The sequence below is a fragment of the Streptococcus sp. 27098_8_109 genome (assembly GCF_041432295.1).
GTDB lineage: Bacteria > Bacillota > Bacilli > Lactobacillales > Streptococcaceae > Streptococcus.
Window position 1 is genome coordinate 38,052 of sequence record NZ_JAPVZJ010000014.1, and the last position, 16,101, is coordinate 54,152.

Here is a 16,101-nt window from a genome sequence, read left to right on the forward strand (position 1 = left end):
AGAGTTTTTTTAATCTTTAAAACTTGTATGGTTTACTGGGCCAGAACCATGACCGAGTTGAGGAGCATCTTGGATAGCTTTCGTGATAAAGGCCTTGGCTTTATCGACTGCTTGATAGAGGGTTTTCCCCTTTGCTAGTTCAGCGGTAATCACTGCAGCAAAGGTACACCCAGTACCATGGGTGTGACAGGTTTGAATTCTTGGGCTTTCCCAGACAAATTGGTCATCCTTGGTAAAGAGGAAGTCTTTGGCACCGCCTTCGAGATGGCCACCTTTGATGACCACAGACTGAGGACCAAATTCTTTTAAAATCAGGCGACCAGCACGCTCCATGTCTTCAGGATCATGGATTGAAAAACCAACAATTTCTTCTGCCTCAGGAAGATTGGGTGTGATAATACTTGCAAGGGGAAGTAGGTTTGTTTTTAGGTAGGTTCTGGCACTGGTATCAATCAGAGTGTCTCCACTAGTAGCGACCATAACAGGGTCAAGAACATAGGGACAGTCCAACTTTTTAAGATAGGGTTGGATGATTTCCATGATTTCAGTAGTTGCCAACATCCCAGTTTTTACAGCCTGAGGTGGGATATCCGAAAAGACACTCTCCAATTGAGCTTTCAACATTTGAGGAGAAACGTGCTCGATCAATTGAACGCCTCGGGTATTTTGAGCGACAAGACTGGTCACAACAGCCATTCCATAGACATCTCTAGCTTGGAATGACTTTAAATCAGCCATAATGCCAGCACCACCACTAGGGTCAGTCCCTGCAATGGTCAAAGCAACGGGTAAATAAGTCATCTAAAACCTCCCAACCAACTGAAGTTTGTATTCTTAAGAACAAGCTAGTCTGTTTTAGAAAGGCAATAGAAGACTGCTAGTCCCCATTATCATTTCCACTTCCATCAGCTAGCATTACCTAGATTGAGTCAAAGGGTCTAACAGTTGTTAATCTCAGCTTTACGCACCCCTAGTGGTTGTTTTCTTTTTTCTTTAGTATAGCATATTTTTATTGTTTATATAGTAATATTTGACTGGAAATCCTGTATCATATGGTTAAAATTCAATTTTCTGTTGGTTACGGAAATCTAAACAAGATATATCTTTCGTTAAAATTTTACGATTTCTAATTCAACTACTGATAAATATGATGTTATATCACCTGACAATGTATTATCAGAAAATATTATATATTCAATTCCTTTACTTGGCTTAGTTACTGAGTAATTTAGATAGTATCGTTCTTTATAATAGTGGGAATACATTTTACTAATATTTTCATTATTGTCATATGTTATAATCCAATTCTTTTCTTTCATATGCTTTTTTATTGCTTCTTTCAAATTTACATGGTCGTCATGTTCATAGTAATTCGTATACAGCGCGGGTCCTTTTTCATAATAGGGTGGATCAAAGAACGTAAATGAGTTTTTTGTCTTGGAAATAGATTGTTTTACAAAGTACTCGGCATCAAGATTGTACACTTTTATTTTATTCTTAAACTTTGAAATAAGCTGAATTCGATTTATAATATCTATTTTATTGAACCTGCAATCCATTTTATAAGGACCAGTTTGTTCTTTGCCGCCAATTACGCCTCCTTTAATTATTCCCGATCTATTTACTCTGTTTAAAAAAAGAGTTGAAAATCCTAATTCTAGCAAATTGGTAGTATTATTTTTTGATAACTGAACTTCTTTTTGATGATACCATTCTTCTATAGTTATATCTGTATCAATAATCATTTGAATTAAATCATCGGTATAATTTAAAACAGAGTACCAAAATGCATATATTGATTTGTCATAATCATTTATCATAATTTTTTCAACATCACCATTGATTATTAAACTAAGAGCAACTCCAGCACCGCCAGCATAAGGTTCAATATAAGTTTTGCAATTATTTATACTAATCAAGTGTTGAATGTAATTGTAAATTTTACTTTTTCCTCCAGGATATCTTAGAGGAGAATAACTTTTTTTCATCACTTCACCAAATTTTTGTAGTATCTTTCAATTCTACCACCAAAATCCATTATTAACTGAATATTTTTATTCAAATAAAACGGGAGTAACTCTTCAATAATATGTTTGTAATCTTCAAACCACATTTTATACTTTTTCTTTTCTTTCAAGTCTGTATATCTTTCAGACTCAATTCCATTCGATTTAATAATTTGCTTAGTAATAGGAATACCTCTAGCAAAAGTTGTATTATAGAATTCATTATCAGCTGGTAATGAGCTTAAAAATTCCCACATCATTCGTTCTATATTATAATTTTTAAATTCTGGAATTGTAGGTAAAATGAAATAAGTATCCATTTCACTTGTTGGGTTCTCAAACAATGAACCTTGTAAATTGTTTTTAAGTTGTTTACCCAAGTCACCATTTAAATCGGTATCAAATACTATGATGTAATTACTATAATATGCAAAATCATTTTTAATCAGCCCCGAAATGTTAGACCACCCTATTTCACTTTCAATAAAATTTAATCTTTGGATGTCTATTTTAACTTCCCCTTTTTTATTATTATAAAATTCTATTATTTTTTCTAAATACCATCTAGCAACCGAGTCCTCTGTCAAAACAGGAATACGTTTTGATGAGACTGTCTCCATTTGCTGAGTAAGATCATTACGTAAATATCTAGAAGTTGGGTTCTTTACATGTTCAACTTTACCTCTAGCTTTTGTTAAATAATAAGTAGTAACTATACTGTCCCTTTCGCGCATTTCAGAAATATATTCTAATAAAGATAAGCTATGGGTAGTAAAAACTACCTGTAAATCCAATTCTTGAGACTTTTCTTTTAAAAACTTTAAGAGTCTATTTTGTGCAGCTGGATGTAAAGCTGCATCTAATTCGTCAATTACTAATAAACCACCTTTATAGTCTGACCCCATATCAGATTTTAACTTTTCAAAGGAATAAACTGCTGTTAAAATCTGACCCAAATTATCTTGACCGGATGAATTTGCTGTTGGCGGATATAGAGTGGTTTTAATTGATGTACTACTCTTTAATTTAGAAATCGTCGTATTCTCTAGACTTTCGTAATCATCATCAGAAGACATTATTTCTTTATGTTTACTGATGATATAATTATCAAACTTACTAGCTAGCTCTTTATATTCAACTTTTTCCTCGTTTTCTCCCACTGGATATAGCCTAGAAAGTCCTATGTAGAGAGTTGGCCAACTAATTTTTTGTTCATGTTCTCTAACATTCGCCTGTTTTTTCGGAATTAATCTAAATCTCGTATTGGATTCAGTTTTGTCAGTTGAATAGTATAGTGATTCTGATTGTAGTTTTTCTAAATCCTGATTCTCTTTTTGAGCCTCATTATATAACTCAATAATCTTATCTCTCTGAGATTTCTTAAGACGTTTATACCCTTTCAGTTTTTTTGCTTTCTGAAAAGTTTTTCTAAATGAAATTTCTTCAATTGTTTGCCCAGATTCAATAAGACCAGAAAATGAGAATTTGATTGTACTCTCTTCTTTATCATCAAAATCTTTATCACCAATTATAATTCTATTGAATTCACCTTTAAATTTTTGCCCATTTAATGTTTTATAGTCTTTAATTTCACCACAGTTACTAAGAATTGCAAGAATTGTTGACTTACCTACACCATTATGTCCAGCAATACAGGTTATATTCGGATTTAAAGACATTGTAAAATCTTCAAAACCTCTAAACTTATCAATTTCTATGCTGTTAATTCTAATTACCATACAAATCTATTTCTCCTTAAGTATAATATCCCTTTACATTGGTAATTCGATTTATCAAAGATTACCCAGTAAGTTAAACCCAATTAAAAAATTTTTTACACATATCTTTTACAACATAAAATTTTTCAATAAAATTATAACACAAAACCAGAGAATCCACTATAGAAACTCTCTTCTAAACCATACTCTTTATGATATTTTTATCTTGTCTATCCCATGTTTATTTTCTTATGTTGTTTGGCTGGACAGCGCACCTATTGAGTTACTCTAGTATAATATACAAGATTAGTTGTTTTACTGAGAATTTTGTTATTAGTACATTTGGTATTGATAACAATCTATTTTAGATAACTACCAAAATATTAATTTTGAAAAATTATATAGTTGACAAATGTAGATTTTAAGGGTATACTGATAATTGTAATTGACAAATGTAGATTTTGGAGGTGTGATTATGCAGATTTCAGATGCAGAATGGCAGGTCATGAAGATTATTTGGATGCAAGGGGAACAGACTAGTACGGATTTGATCAGGGTTCTGGCGGAGCGGTTCGACTGGTCCAAGTCAACCATTCAAACTCTTTTGGCTCGTTTGGTTGAGAAAGAGTGTTTGACTCGGAAAAAGGAAGGCAAGTTCTTTGTCTATTCAGCCCTTTTAACTTTGGACCAAAGTCAGGATTTACTTGTCCAAGATATCAAGGACAAGGTTTGTTCTCGTAGGATTAAGAACTTGTTGGCTGACTTGATTGCCGAATGTGATTTTACTCAGGCTGACTTGGAAGACTTGGAAGCTGTGGTTTCTGAGAAGAAATCAAGCGCTGTAACAAAAGTAAAATGTAATTGTATGTAAAGGAGACGTCATGTTAAATAGTATTGTAACCATTGTTTGTATTGCCCTTATCGCCTTTATCTTGTTTTGGTTTTTCAAAAAGCCTGAAAAATCTGGACAAAAGGCCCAGCAAAAAAACGGCTACCAAGAGATTCGAGTGGAAGTCATGGGGGGCTATACGCCTGAGTTGATTATCCTCAAGAAATCAGTGCCAGCCCGCATTGTCTTTGACCGTAAGGATCCTTCACCCTGTCTGGACCAAATTGTTTTTCCAGATTTTGGTGTACATGCGGACCTGCCAATGGGTGAAGAGTATGTAGTGGAAATCACGCCTGAGCAGGCTGGAGAGTATGGTTTCTCTTGTGGCATGAATATGATGCACGGCAAGATGATTGTAGAATAGGAGAATGATATGACTGAAATTGTAAAAGCAAGTCTTGAAAATGGTGTTCAAAAAATCCGTATCACGGCAGACAAAGGCTACCATCCAGCCCACATTCAACTGCAAAAAGGAGTTCCTGCTGAGATCACCTTTCACCGTGTGACACCTTCAAACTGTTATAAGGAAATTCTGTTTGAAGAAGAAGGCATCTTGGAACCAATCGGCGTAGACGAGGAGAAAGTCATTCGTTTTACACCTCAAGAATTAGGTCAACATGAATTTTCTTGTGGTATGAAGATGCAAAAGGGAAGTTATACAGTTGTTGAGAAGACTCGAAAATCTCTATCACTTTTACAGCGTTTTTGGATTACTAGTATCTTTACTGTGCCTCTTGTAATCCTCATGATTGGGATGTCGACAGGAGGAATTAGTCACCAAGTCATGCGTTGGGGCACCTTTTTAGCCACAACACCGATTATGCTAGTAGCAGGTGGTCCTTATATCCAAAGTGCTTGGGCTAGTTTTAAAAAGCACAATGCCAACATGGATACCTTGGTTGCTCTGGGAACCCTAGTGGCCTATTTCTATAGCTTAGTTGCCCTCTTCGCTGGCCTCCCCGTTTACTTTGAAAGTGCTGCCTTTATCTTCTTCTTCGTTCTTATGGGGGCCGTTTTTGAGGAGAAAATGCGGAAAAATACTTCCCAAGCTGTGGAGAAATTACTTGACTTGCAGGCTAAAACAGCAGAAGTATTGCGTGAGGATAACTATGTTCAAGTCCCTTTGGAGCAAGTCAAGGTAGGTGACCTGATTCGAGTGCGTCCCGGTGAAAAGATTGCGGTTGATGGTGTCGTAGTAGAAGGTATCTCTAGTATTGATGAGTCTATGGTGACAGGTGAGAGTCTGCCTGTGGACAAGACAGTTGGAGATACCGTCATTGGTTCAACCATCAATAATAGTGGAACACTTGTTTTTAGAGCAGAAAAAGTTGGTTCAGAGACTGTTTTGGCTCAGATTGTGGATTTTGTGAAGAAAGCTCAGACAAGTCGTGCGCCGATTCAGGACTTGACGGATAAAATTTCAGGGATTTTTGTTCCAGCAGTTGTCATTTTAGGGATTGTGACCTTTTGGGTTTGGTTCGTCTTGCTCAGGGATAGTGTAGTTGTGCTTGGAGCGAGCTTTGTGTCTTCGCTTCTCTATGGAGTAGCAGTTCTGATTATTGCCTGCCCTTGTGCATTGGGACTTGCAACACCGACAGCCCTTATGGTGGGGACAGGTCGCAGTGCCAAGATGGGAGTTCTCCTCAAAAATGGAACGGTTCTACAGGAAATCCAGAAAGTCCAAACTATTGTTTTTGATAAGACAGGAACTTTGACGGAAGGGAAACCTGTGGTCACAGATATCATCGGCGACGAAGTAGAAGTGCTTGGATTGGCAGCTTCCTTGGAAGAAGCTTCTCAACACCCATTGGCTGAGGCTATTGTTAAGCGAGCGACTGAAACTGGACTTGAGCTTCACACTGTGGAAAATTTCCAAGCCTTGCACGGAAAAGGTGTTTCAGGGCAAATCAATGGAAAACAAGTTTTGCTTGGAAATGCTAAAATGCTGGATGGCATGGATATTTCTAGCACTTATCAGGAAAAACTAGAACAACTGGAAAAAGAAGCTAAGACAGTTGTGTTCTTGGCTGTTGAGAATGAAATCAAAGGCTTGCTTGCTCTGCAAGATATTCCTAAGGAAAATGCTAAGCTTGCCATCAGTCAGTTGAAAAAACGAGGTCTTAAAACAGTCATGCTGACAGGAGACAATGCTGGTGTGGCGCGTGCCATTGCCGATCAGATCGGAATCGAAGAGGTCATTGCAGGTGTCTTGCCAGAGGAAAAAGCTCATGAAATCCATAAACTACAAGCGTCTGGCAAAGTAGCCTTTGTTGGGGATGGTATCAATGACGCTCCTGCCCTTAGTGTAGCAGATGTGGGGATTGCTATGGGAGCTGGAACAGATATTGCCATCGAGTCAGCAGATTTGGTGTTGACAACTAATAACCTCCTAGGAGTGGTTCGTGCTTTTGACATGAGTAAGAAAACCTTTAATCGAATTCTGCTCAATCTTTTCTGGGCCTTTATCTACAATGTCGCCGGAATTCCGATTGCAGCAGGAGTCTTTTCAGGTGTTGGACTGGCTCTCAACCCAGAACTGGCAGGTCTAGCCATGGCCTTTAGTTCTGTATCCGTTCTGACCAGTTCACTCTTACTAAACTTTAGTAAAATAGACTAAAAGCGGGCTTGCTCGCTTTTTATACTCTTCAAAAATCTCTTCCAACCACGTCAGCTTTGTCTGCAACCTCAAAGCTGTGCTTTGAGCAACCTGTGGCGAGCTTCCTAGTTTGCTCTGTGATTTTCATTGAGTATTATAAAACAGAAGCTAAAAACGTTTTCAAACTGTACTGTAATAGAGAATAAAAACTTCTGAGCAGATTCTTAGTAAAGTCAAAATAAATGTGATAAATTAGTATTGTAAAAATTTACTGAAACGTTTTCAAAAACTATATGAAACCTTTTTTAGTAGATTTAAAAATATTTGAAGGAGAGTTATCATTATGACTCAAGGGAAAATTACTGCATCTGCAGCAATGCTTAATGTATTGAAAACATGGGGCGTAGACACAATCTACGGTATCCCATCAGGAACACTCAGCTCATTGATGGATGCTTTGGCTGAAGACAAAGATATCCGCTTCTTGCAAGTTCGTCACGAAGAAACAGGTGCTCTTGCAGCGGTTATGCAAGCTAAATTCGGCGGCTCAATCGGGGTTGCAGTTGGTTCAGGTGGTCCAGGTGCGACTCACTTGATTAACGGTGTTTACGATGCAGCTATGGATAACACTCCATTCCTAGCAATTCTTGGATCACGTCCAGTTAACGAACTCAACATGGATGCTTTCCAAGAATTGAACCAAAACCCAATGTACAACGGTATCGCTGTATACAACAAACGTGTAGCTTACGCTGAGCAATTGCCAAAAGTAATTGATGAAGCTTGCCGTGCTGCAGTTTCTAAAAAAGGTCCAGCTGTTGTTGAAATTCCAGTAAACTTCGGTTTCCAAGAAATCGACGAAAATTCATACTACGGTTCAGGTTCATACGAACGTTCATTCATCGCTCCTGCTTTGAACGAAGTTGAAATCGACAAAGCTGTTGAAATCTTGAACAATGCTGAACGTCCAGTTATCTATGCTGGTTACGGTGGTGTTAAAGCTGGTGAAGTGATTACTGAATTGTCACGTAAAATCAAAGCACCAATCATCACAACTGGTAAAAACTTTGAAGCCTTTGAATGGAACTATGAAGGTTTGACAGGTTCTGCTTACCGTGTTGGTTGGAAGCCAGCCAACGAAGTGGTCTTTGAAGCAGACACAGTTCTTTTCCTTGGTTCAAACTTCCCATTTGCTGAAGTTTACCAAGCATTCAAGAATACTGAAAAATTCATCCAAGTGGATATCGACCCTTACAAACTTGGTAAACGTCATGCCCTAGACGCTTCAATCCTTGGTGATGCAGGTCAAGCAGCTAAAGCTATCCTTGACAAAGTGAACCCAGTTGAATCTACTCCATGGTGGCGTGCAAACGTTAAGAACAACCAAAACTGGCGTGATTACATGAACAAAATCGAAGGTAAAACTGAGGGTGAATTGCAATTGTATCAAGTTTACAATGCAATCAACAAACATGCTGATCAAGACGCTATCTACTCAATCGACGTAGGTGACACTACTCAAACATCTACTCGTCACCTTCACATGACACCTAAGAACATGTGGCGTACATCTCCACTCTTTGCGACAATGGGTATTGCCCTTCCTGGTGGTATCGCTGCTAAGAAAGACAATCCAGATCGCCAAGTATGGAACATCATGGGTGACGGTGCATTCAACATGTGCTACCCAGACGTTATCACAAACGTTCAATACGACCTTCCAGTTATCAACGTTGTCTTCTCAAATGGTAAATATGCCTTCATCAAGGACAAATACGAAGACACAAACAAACACTTGTTTGGTTGTGACTTCCCTAATGCTGACTATGCGAAAATCGCTGAAGCTCAAGGTGCTGTAGGATTTACAGTTGACCGTATCGAAGACATCGATGCAGTTGTTGCAGAAGCTGTTAAACTCAACAAAGAAGGTAAAACTGTTGTGATCGATGCTCGCATCACTCCACACCGTCCACTTCCAGTAGAAGTACTTGAATTGGATCCAAAACTTCACTCAGAAGAAGCAATCAAAGACTTCAAGGAAAAATACGAAGCAGAAGAACTCGTACCATTCCGCCTCTTCTTGGAAGAAGAAGGTTTGCAATCACGCGCAATTAAATAATTCCTCTCGTCGAAAATCAAATTTAAACTGTGTTATCTTCACCTTGCCGTACTTCAGTACTGCCTGCGGTTCGATGCCTTGTTTATTCTTTGATTTTCTTAGAGCGAAACTTAAAAAGATCGGAGCAATCCGGTCTTTTTATGGAGGATAGTAAATGAATTTAAATCAATTAGATATTATCGTTTCAGATGTTCCCCAAGTCTGTGCTGACTTGGAGCGTATTTTGGATAAAAAGCCCGATTATGTTGATGACAGTTTTGCTCAGTTTACGATTGGCAGTCACTGTCTGATGTTGTCCCAAAATCATTTGATTCCTTTGGAAGATTTTCAGTCAGGAATCATTCTTCATATCGAGGTTGAGGATGTAGACCAGAATTACCAACGGTTGAAAGAACTTGGTATCCAGGTTTTAAACGGACCAACTGTAACCGATTGGGGAACAGAGTCCTTATTAGTTAAAGGGCCTGCTGGTCTAGTGATTGATTTTTATCGTATGAAGTAGGTAATTCTATTATCAAATTTTTTATCTAAACATTCTTGGAGTGAAACTTAAAAAGATCGGAGCAATTCGATCTTTTTTGTATTTATGCGACTTTCAGTCCGTCTCGCTCCGTTAGGTGCGAGACAAAAAACCACCCGTTTTCACGGGTGGTTATGATTTCTACACTTATTGTTTGGCTTCCTGTTTTAATTGTTGCACCTGTTCCTCGTACTGGACAAGCTCCCTGTCTTTTATATTGATAGTCGCTTCTGCTTCAGCAATGCGGCTTCTCAGATCTTGAGTCTTGTTATGGTGATAGCTAATACCAATAGCACTACCAGCAATGATCCCGATTACTAGACAAGTAAAAATCACCAAAATCAAGGGAGCAGATAGTTGTGTAAAGACAAGACTGACAGTTACTGTTTGACGATTGAGTAGACCAAATGAGATCACAATGACTAATAAGCTCAAACCGCCAATTAGATAAGCCTTATCTTTCAGTGACAATTCATTAAATTTTTTTAGCATAAGTTCCTTTTCTCCTGACTATGTTGATAGAAAACTACACACCATTTAGGTATTAACAAAATTCATTTTACTAGAAAATTTCGATACTGTCAATAATTTCTAACGGCTTATTTACCATCAATCAATCGATTCATTGAAAAGGAGTATTCATTTTCTAATATTTGATTGAGTAAACAGAACGGAGCAATTCGGTCTTTTTTCTGTTCCCTCTTTCTTATAACAAGATTGTGATAGTTTATATCTTTATAACAAAAGTTTTAAAGACTTGATTGTTTTGAAAGAATATTTTAAAATAAGATTCAGTAAAAATGAAAGAGGTTTTGAAAATGTCTGAAAAACAAATGAAAATTTTAGGTTGGGTAGCGACCTTTATGTCTGTTATGATGTATGTGTCTTACTTCCCACAAATCATGAACAATCTGGCTGGTCAAAAAGGAAATTTCATCCAGCCCTTGGTTGCTGCCATCAACTGTAGTCTCTGGGTTTACTACGGTCTTTTCAAAAAAGAAAGAGATATCCCCCTTGCAGCAGCTAATGCACCAGGTATTATTTTTGGCCTAGTGACGGTTATTACAGCTTTGATTTAAAAGGAACAGAGGAGACTAGTTTTCAGTCTTCTTTTTTGTTTCAGGGGAGGCTATTTACTTTTTCTAGAGGATAATTTTTTAAAAAACAATCTGATAAACTTAAATAGTAGAATAGTATCAGTATGTCACAGTATTTTATAAGAAAAGGTTTACAGAATAAGTTATAATATAAGTAAATGAACAAGCAAATAAGAAAGTGAGTAGAGTTATGACCGAAAAACTGACTTTTCCGGATGGTTTCTTGTGGGGCGGAGCGACAGCTGCCAACCAGTGTGAGGGTGCTTATAATTTAGAAGGTCGTGGATTGGCGAATGTGGATGTCGTCCCCATCGGTCCAGATCGTGAAGCCATTATCACAGGTCAGAAAAAGATGTTTTCGTTTGAGGAGGGCTATTTTTACCCAGCCAAGCAAGCTATTGATATGTACCATCATTACAAGGAAGATATTGCCCTTTTTGCGGAAATGGGCTTTAAGACTTATCGTCTATCCATTGCTTGGACTCGGATTTTTCCTAAGGGCGACGAAACAGTGCCAAATGAAGCTGGTCTAGCCTTTTATGAGGATTTATTTAAGGAGTGCCACAAGTATGGTATCCAACCTCTGGTGACTATCACTCATTTCGACTGTCCTATGCACTTGATTACAGAGTACGGTGGTTGGCGCAATCGTCGGATGTTAGACTTCTATGAAAAACTTTGTCGCACACTCTTTACCCGCTATAAGGGTTTGGTCAAATATTGGCTTACCTTCAACGAAATCAACATGATTCTCCATGCCCCCTTTATGGGAGCTGGGCTCTGTTTTGAAGAAGGAGAAAATCAAGAACTGGTTAAATATCAGGCTGCACACTATGAGTTGGTAGCTTCAGCTCTTGCGACAAAGATTGCCCACGAAATTGACCCAGAAAATAAGGTGGGATGTATGTTGGCTGCAGGGCAATACTATCCTAACACAGCCCATCCAAGAGACTACTGGGCAGCCATGGAGGAAGACCGCAAGAGTTACTTCTTCATTGATGTTCAAGCGCGTGGGGAATACCCAAACTACGCCAAGAAGCAGTGGGAGCGTGAGCGAATCGAGATTCAAATGACTGCAGAAGATTTAGAGTTGTTGAAGGACAATACTGTTGACTTTGTTTCCTTCTCTTACTATGCAAGTCTAGTAGCCTCAGGTGATCCAGAAGTTAAAGAATTAACTGCTGGAAATATCTTTGCCTCTCTCAAAAATCCTTATCTTGAATCTTCAGAATGGGGGTGGCAGATTGACCCACTTGGTCTTCGTATCACCCTCAATGCCATCTGGGATCGTTACCAAAAGCCTATGTTCATCGTAGAAAATGGACTCGGTGCTATGGATACACCGGATGAAAATGGTTATGTAGCAGATGACTATCGGATTGCTTACTTAGAAGCTCACATCAAGGCTATGCGAGATGCCATTTACCAAGATGGAGTTGACTTGCTTGGTTATACGACTTGGGGCTGTATCGATCTGGTTTCAGCTGGAACAGGCGAAATGAACAAGCGCTATGGCTTTATCTATGTGGATCGAGATAATGCTGGTCATGGAAGCCTCAAACGTAGCAAGAAGAAATCCTTCTACTGGTACAAGGATGTCATTGCCAGCAATGGTGCAATCATTGAGTAGATCACATTTATTCACTATTTTTATAAAATCTTCTCCCTACTTTATAATATGTGAAAAAGAGTTCAATTAGATGGAGCTTTTTGCTATAATGAGGGGAGAAAAATCAGACAGGAGATCGACATGTCAGAACCATTATTTTTACAATCAGTTATGCAAGAAAAAATCTGGGGTGGAACCAAGCTACGTGATGAGTTTGGTTACGACATCCCAAGTGAAAAAATCGGAGAATATTGGGCCATCTCAGCCCATCCAAATGGAGTCTCTAAAGTTGCCAATGGACGCTACCAGGGAACAGACCTCGCTACTTTGTATGCGGAACATCGTGAATTGTTTGGCAATCGTCCTGAGCCTGTATTTCCACTTTTGACTAAGATTCTGGATGCCAACGACTGGCTCAGTGTCCAAGTTCACCCAGACGATGCCTATGGACTAGAGCATGAAGGTGAACTTGGAAAAACAGAATGCTGGTACATTATCGCAGCGGATGAAGGTTCAGAAATTATCTATGGTCACAATGCCAAGTCAAAAGAAGAACTCCGCCAGCAAATCGAGGACAAGAACTGGGATGCCTTGTTGACAAAAGTTCCTGTAAAGGCTGGAGATTTCTTCTATGTACCAAGTGGCACCATGCACGCTATCGGAGCAGGAATTTTGATTCTTGAAACTCAGCAATCTAGCGATACCACTTACCGTGTCTATGACTTTGACCGTAAGGATGATAATGGCAACTTGCGTGAACTTCACCTTGAAAAATCTATCGATGTTTTGAACATTGGAGAGCCTGCCAATAGCCGTCCTGTAACTGTTAAAGCAGATGATTTGCGTTCCACTCTCCTTGTATCTAATGATTTCTTTGTAGTTTACAAGTGGAAAATCACTGGAAAAGTTGATTTTGAGAAGACAGCTGATTACACCTTATTCAGTGTCTTAGCTGGTCAAGGTCAGCTAACTGTTGACGGAAAAAACTATCCAATCCAAAAAGGCAGCCACTTTATCCTACCAAGTGATGTTGAAGCTTGGATTCTGGAAGGGCAAGGTTTGGAATTGATTGTTAGTCATCCATAAAAAAGAAAGGGCCTGAGTTCATTACTCAAGTCCTTTTTGATTACATAAATTGGGCGATAAAGACCACGATGATGATGATAGGAATGATAAAACGAAGAAGGAAGAGCCAGACCTGGAAAAGTCCCTGTTTACATGCTCGTTCATCAAGGTGTAGTTCCTCCATGGCAAGAGCCTTCTTAAAAATATAGCCTGTAAAGAGTGAAAGGCAGAGAGCACCAAATGGCATGAGGAGATTAGAAACCAAGAAGTCCATAGCATCAAAGAAGGTCTTCCCAAAGATATGAACATCCGCCATAACACCGTAAGATAGGGCTGAAGGAATTCCAAAGACAAAGGTCAAGATTCCTAAAATAGCACTCCATTTAGCACGCTTACTGTTGTCCTGATTGGTGATATTACCCACATTGATTTCCAGCATAACAACGGAAGAAGTGACCGTCGCAAAGAGGAAGAGCAGGAGGAAGAGGATGTAGAAAATGGTTCCAAAAGGCATCTTGTCAAAGAGCTGAGGCAAGACGATAAATAGCAAGCTTGGTCCCCCTTCAGACTGGATATTGAAGGCTGACATGGCTGGGAAAATGGCTAGACCTGCCATGATGGATACCGAGATATTCATGGCTACGATGGAAATCCCTGACTGAACCAGATTGGTTTTCTTATCCAAGTAAGAAGCATAGGTCAGCATGGCTGTAACCCCTAGTGAGAGGGCAAAGAAAGATTGTCCCAGAGCATATAGGAGACCAGCACTGGTCAGCTTAGAGAAGTCTGGTTTTAGGAAGTAAAGAACCCCTTCCATGGCATTTGGCAAACTGAGAGAACGACCGATGATGACGACAAAGATGATAAAGAGCAGGGGCATCATGACTTTCGAAGCTCTTTCAATCCCTTTTTGAACCCCACGTGATACAATGAAGATATTCAATAGGATAAAGGCTGCTTGAGCTCCTAGGGCAATGGCTGGATTTGAAATGATTGAAGTAAATAACTGAGCATAATCCCCCGTTCCGCTAAGTTGGAACAATTTTCCAAACTCAATGCCTAGATAGACTAAAATCCATCCTCCAATAACACTGTAGAAAGATAAGAGGATAAAGAGGGCGAAGGCACCAATCCAACCGATAAAGTTGTACTTGCTATTCTTGCCGAGTTTTCCAAAGGTTTTGATTGCTGAGACACCAGCACTTCGGCCGAGAGCAAATTCAGCCAGCAAAAGGGGGAAACCAATTAAAATAGTGGAAATGAGAAAGACAAGTAAAAAGCCTCCTCCACCATTAGCAGCAGTCATGTAGGGGAATTTCCAAACGGCACCAAGTCCGATGGCTGAACCAGCAGATGCTAGGATAAAGCCCAGTTTAGAACCCCATTGCGATTTTTCAGACATAGTTAAACTCCTAAAATTAGTATTACAAAAGAAAAAGCTACTGCCCTTGGCAAATAGCCTCATCAGTACTCAAAATGAGCCTTTCTTTTGATTGATAGACTTGACTATCCTATCATGTTTTCTAAGGTCTGTCAAGAAAACCATTTTCATGTTATGATAAAGTAAAAAATTTCGCAAAAACGCTTGACTCTGACCTAGGGGGAGGGGTTATACTATCAATGTAATACTCTTCGAAAATCAAATTCAAACCACGTCAGCGTCGCCTTACCGTACTCAAGTACAGCCTGCGGCTAGCTTCCTAGTTTGCTCTTTGATTTTCATTGAGTATAAGGAGGAAATCATGTACCATATAAAAGAAGCTGCCCAGCTTTCGGGTGTCTCTGTCAAGACCCTGCATCACTACGACAAGATAGGGCTCTTGGTTCCTTTAAAGTCGGAAAACGGCTATCGAACCTACAGTCAGGAGGATTTGGAACGCCTTCAGGTTATTCTTTATTACAAATACCTAGGTTTTTCTTTGGAAAAAATAGCAGAGCTATTAAAGGAAGATAAATCAGATTTATTGCCTCACTTGACTAGACAGTTGGACTATTTGACTCGAGAAAGGCAACATCTGGATACCTTGATTTCCACCTTGCAAAAAACCATTCAAGAACAAAAAGGAGAAAGAGAAATGAGCATTCAAGAGAAATTCGCAGGATTTAACTATCAAGACCATCAAAAATACCACCAAGAGGCGGTAGAGAAGTATGGACAAGATGTGATGGACCAAGCGCTCGAGCGCCAAAAAGGTCACGAAGACGAAGCTACGGCTGCCTTCAATCAAGTCTTTCGAGCCTTGGCACAAAATCTTCAAGCTGGTTTGCCTGCAACAGCAACTGAAAACCAAGAGCAAGCAGCCAAGCTCTTGCAAGCCATCCGTACTTATGGATTTGATTGTACTATTGAAGTATTCGGTTATATCGGTAAAGGCTACGTTTATAACCCAGAGTTTAAGGAAAACATTGACAAATTTGGACCTGGAACAGCCCAGTACACATCAGATGTGATTGCTCATTATGTCCAAACTCAGACAAAATA

The 16,101-nt window shown here is 39.0% G+C and carries 14 protein-coding genes and 1 riboswitch; of the genes, 9 read left to right on the plus strand and 5 right to left on the minus strand.

What is annotated here, in order from left to right; all coding sequences use genetic code 11:
* Positions 1-9: 9 nt before the first annotated feature.
* From thiD to O3664_RS06765, 3 genes are all read right to left on the minus strand, one after another.
* On the minus strand, positions 10-801 hold the full coding sequence (gene thiD / locus O3664_RS06755; protein ID WP_084928204.1) for a bifunctional hydroxymethylpyrimidine kinase/phosphomethylpyrimidine kinase: 792 nt from the start codon (positions 799-801) through the stop codon (positions 10-12).
* 83 nt (positions 802-884) lie between these two features.
* Positions 885-982, minus strand: a riboswitch (TPP riboswitch).
* A gap of 127 nt (positions 983-1,109) precedes the next feature.
* Positions 1,110-1,988, minus strand: coding sequence for a DNA adenine methylase (locus tag O3664_RS06760; protein ID WP_084928205.1), 879 nt, complete (start codon positions 1,986-1,988; stop codon positions 1,110-1,112).
* Complete coding sequence (locus O3664_RS06765; RefSeq protein ID WP_084928206.1) at positions 1,988-3,745, minus strand: ATP-dependent endonuclease; 1,758 nt, start codon at positions 3,743-3,745, stop codon at positions 1,988-1,990. The genes O3664_RS06760 and O3664_RS06765 overlap by 1 nt, the downstream gene beginning before the upstream one ends.
* A 454-nt stretch (positions 3,746-4,199) precedes the next feature.
* Here O3664_RS06765 and O3664_RS06770 point away from each other — a divergent pair, with 454 nt between their 5' ends.
* From O3664_RS06770 to O3664_RS06790, 5 genes are all read left to right on the plus strand, one after another.
* A complete protein-coding gene (locus O3664_RS06770) occupies positions 4,200-4,595 on the plus strand; it encodes a CopY/TcrY family copper transport repressor (protein WP_060806248.1) in 396 nt (131 codons plus the stop codon).
* A 10-nt stretch (positions 4,596-4,605) separates the two neighbouring features.
* Entirely contained in the window at positions 4,606-4,977 is a 372-nt protein-coding gene (locus O3664_RS06775; RefSeq protein WP_000935077.1) for a cupredoxin domain-containing protein, read from the plus strand.
* 9 nt (positions 4,978-4,986) lie between these two features.
* Positions 4,987-7,230, plus strand: coding sequence for a heavy metal translocating P-type ATPase (locus tag O3664_RS06780; RefSeq protein WP_084886859.1), 2,244 nt, complete (start codon positions 4,987-4,989; stop codon positions 7,228-7,230).
* A 322-nt stretch (positions 7,231-7,552) separates the two neighbouring features.
* Positions 7,553-9,328, plus strand: coding sequence for a pyruvate oxidase (gene spxB / locus O3664_RS06785; protein WP_000191819.1), 1,776 nt, complete (start codon positions 7,553-7,555; stop codon positions 9,326-9,328).
* A gap of 154 nt (positions 9,329-9,482) precedes the next feature.
* A complete protein-coding gene (locus O3664_RS06790) occupies positions 9,483-9,830 on the plus strand; it encodes a VOC family protein (protein WP_001052638.1) in 348 nt (115 codons plus the stop codon).
* A 165-nt stretch (positions 9,831-9,995) separates the two neighbouring features.
* Here the strand turns inward: O3664_RS06790 and O3664_RS06795 are convergent, their stop codons facing one another.
* The gene (locus O3664_RS06795; protein WP_000913393.1) at positions 9,996-10,340 is read right to left on the minus strand and encodes a lipopolysaccharide assembly protein LapA domain-containing protein; all 345 of its coding nucleotides are present in this window, start codon (positions 10,338-10,340) and stop codon (positions 9,996-9,998) included.
* 326 nt (positions 10,341-10,666) lie between these two features.
* Here O3664_RS06795 and O3664_RS06800 point away from each other — a divergent pair, with 326 nt between their 5' ends.
* From O3664_RS06800 to manA, 3 genes are all read left to right on the plus strand, one after another.
* Positions 10,667-10,927: a SemiSWEET family transporter gene (locus O3664_RS06800; RefSeq protein WP_001291472.1), complete on the plus strand. Its 261-nt coding sequence runs from the start codon at positions 10,667-10,669 to the stop codon at positions 10,925-10,927.
* Positions 10,928-11,135: 208 nt separating this feature from the next.
* Positions 11,136-12,575, plus strand: a complete 1,440-nt coding sequence (locus O3664_RS06805) for a 6-phospho-beta-glucosidase (RefSeq protein ID WP_247949780.1) — start codon at positions 11,136-11,138, stop codon at positions 12,573-12,575.
* Positions 12,576-12,695: 120 nt separating this feature from the next.
* The gene (gene manA, locus O3664_RS06810) at positions 12,696-13,640 is read left to right on the plus strand and encodes a mannose-6-phosphate isomerase, class I (protein ID WP_371613811.1); all 945 of its coding nucleotides are present in this window, start codon (positions 12,696-12,698) and stop codon (positions 13,638-13,640) included.
* A gap of 40 nt (positions 13,641-13,680) precedes the next feature.
* Here manA and O3664_RS06815 read toward each other — a convergent pair whose 3' ends face one another.
* Positions 13,681-15,021, minus strand: a complete 1,341-nt coding sequence (locus tag O3664_RS06815) for a sodium-dependent transporter (protein WP_084926913.1) — start codon at positions 15,019-15,021, stop codon at positions 13,681-13,683.
* A gap of 340 nt (positions 15,022-15,361) precedes the next feature.
* Between O3664_RS06815 and O3664_RS06820 the strand changes: the two genes are divergently transcribed.
* Positions 15,362-16,101: MerR family transcriptional regulator (locus tag O3664_RS06820; RefSeq protein WP_084926912.1), on the plus strand; the 740-nt coding region annotated here is incomplete at its 3' end.

Coding starts and splice junctions, on each gene's coding strand:
- O3664_RS06770 (WP_060806248.1), top strand. CDS start 4,200: ATGCAGATTTCAGATGCAGAATGGCAGGTCATGAAGATTATTTGGATG.
- O3664_RS06765 (WP_084928206.1), bottom strand. CDS start 3,745: ATGGTAATTAGAATTAACAGCATAGAAATTGATAAGTTTAGAGGTTTT.
- O3664_RS06805 (WP_247949780.1), top strand. CDS start 11,136: ATGACCGAAAAACTGACTTTTCCGGATGGTTTCTTGTGGGGCGGAGCG.
- O3664_RS06760 (WP_084928205.1), bottom strand. CDS start 1,988: ATGAAAAAAAGTTATTCTCCTCTAAGATATCCTGGAGGAAAAAGTAAA.
- O3664_RS06800 (WP_001291472.1), top strand. CDS start 10,667: ATGTCTGAAAAACAAATGAAAATTTTAGGTTGGGTAGCGACCTTTATG.
- spxB (WP_000191819.1), top strand. CDS start 7,553: ATGACTCAAGGGAAAATTACTGCATCTGCAGCAATGCTTAATGTATTG.
- manA (WP_371613811.1), top strand. CDS start 12,696: ATGTCAGAACCATTATTTTTACAATCAGTTATGCAAGAAAAAATCTGG.
- O3664_RS06790 (WP_001052638.1), top strand. CDS start 9,483: ATGAATTTAAATCAATTAGATATTATCGTTTCAGATGTTCCCCAAGTC.
- thiD (WP_084928204.1), bottom strand. CDS start 801: ATGACTTATTTACCCGTTGCTTTGACCATTGCAGGGACTGACCCTAGT.
- O3664_RS06795 (WP_000913393.1), bottom strand. CDS start 10,340: ATGCTAAAAAAATTTAATGAATTGTCACTGAAAGATAAGGCTTATCTA.
- O3664_RS06815 (WP_084926913.1), bottom strand. CDS start 15,021: ATGTCTGAAAAATCGCAATGGGGTTCTAAACTGGGCTTTATCCTAGCA.
- O3664_RS06780 (WP_084886859.1), top strand. CDS start 4,987: ATGACTGAAATTGTAAAAGCAAGTCTTGAAAATGGTGTTCAAAAAATC.
- O3664_RS06775 (WP_000935077.1), top strand. CDS start 4,606: ATGTTAAATAGTATTGTAACCATTGTTTGTATTGCCCTTATCGCCTTT.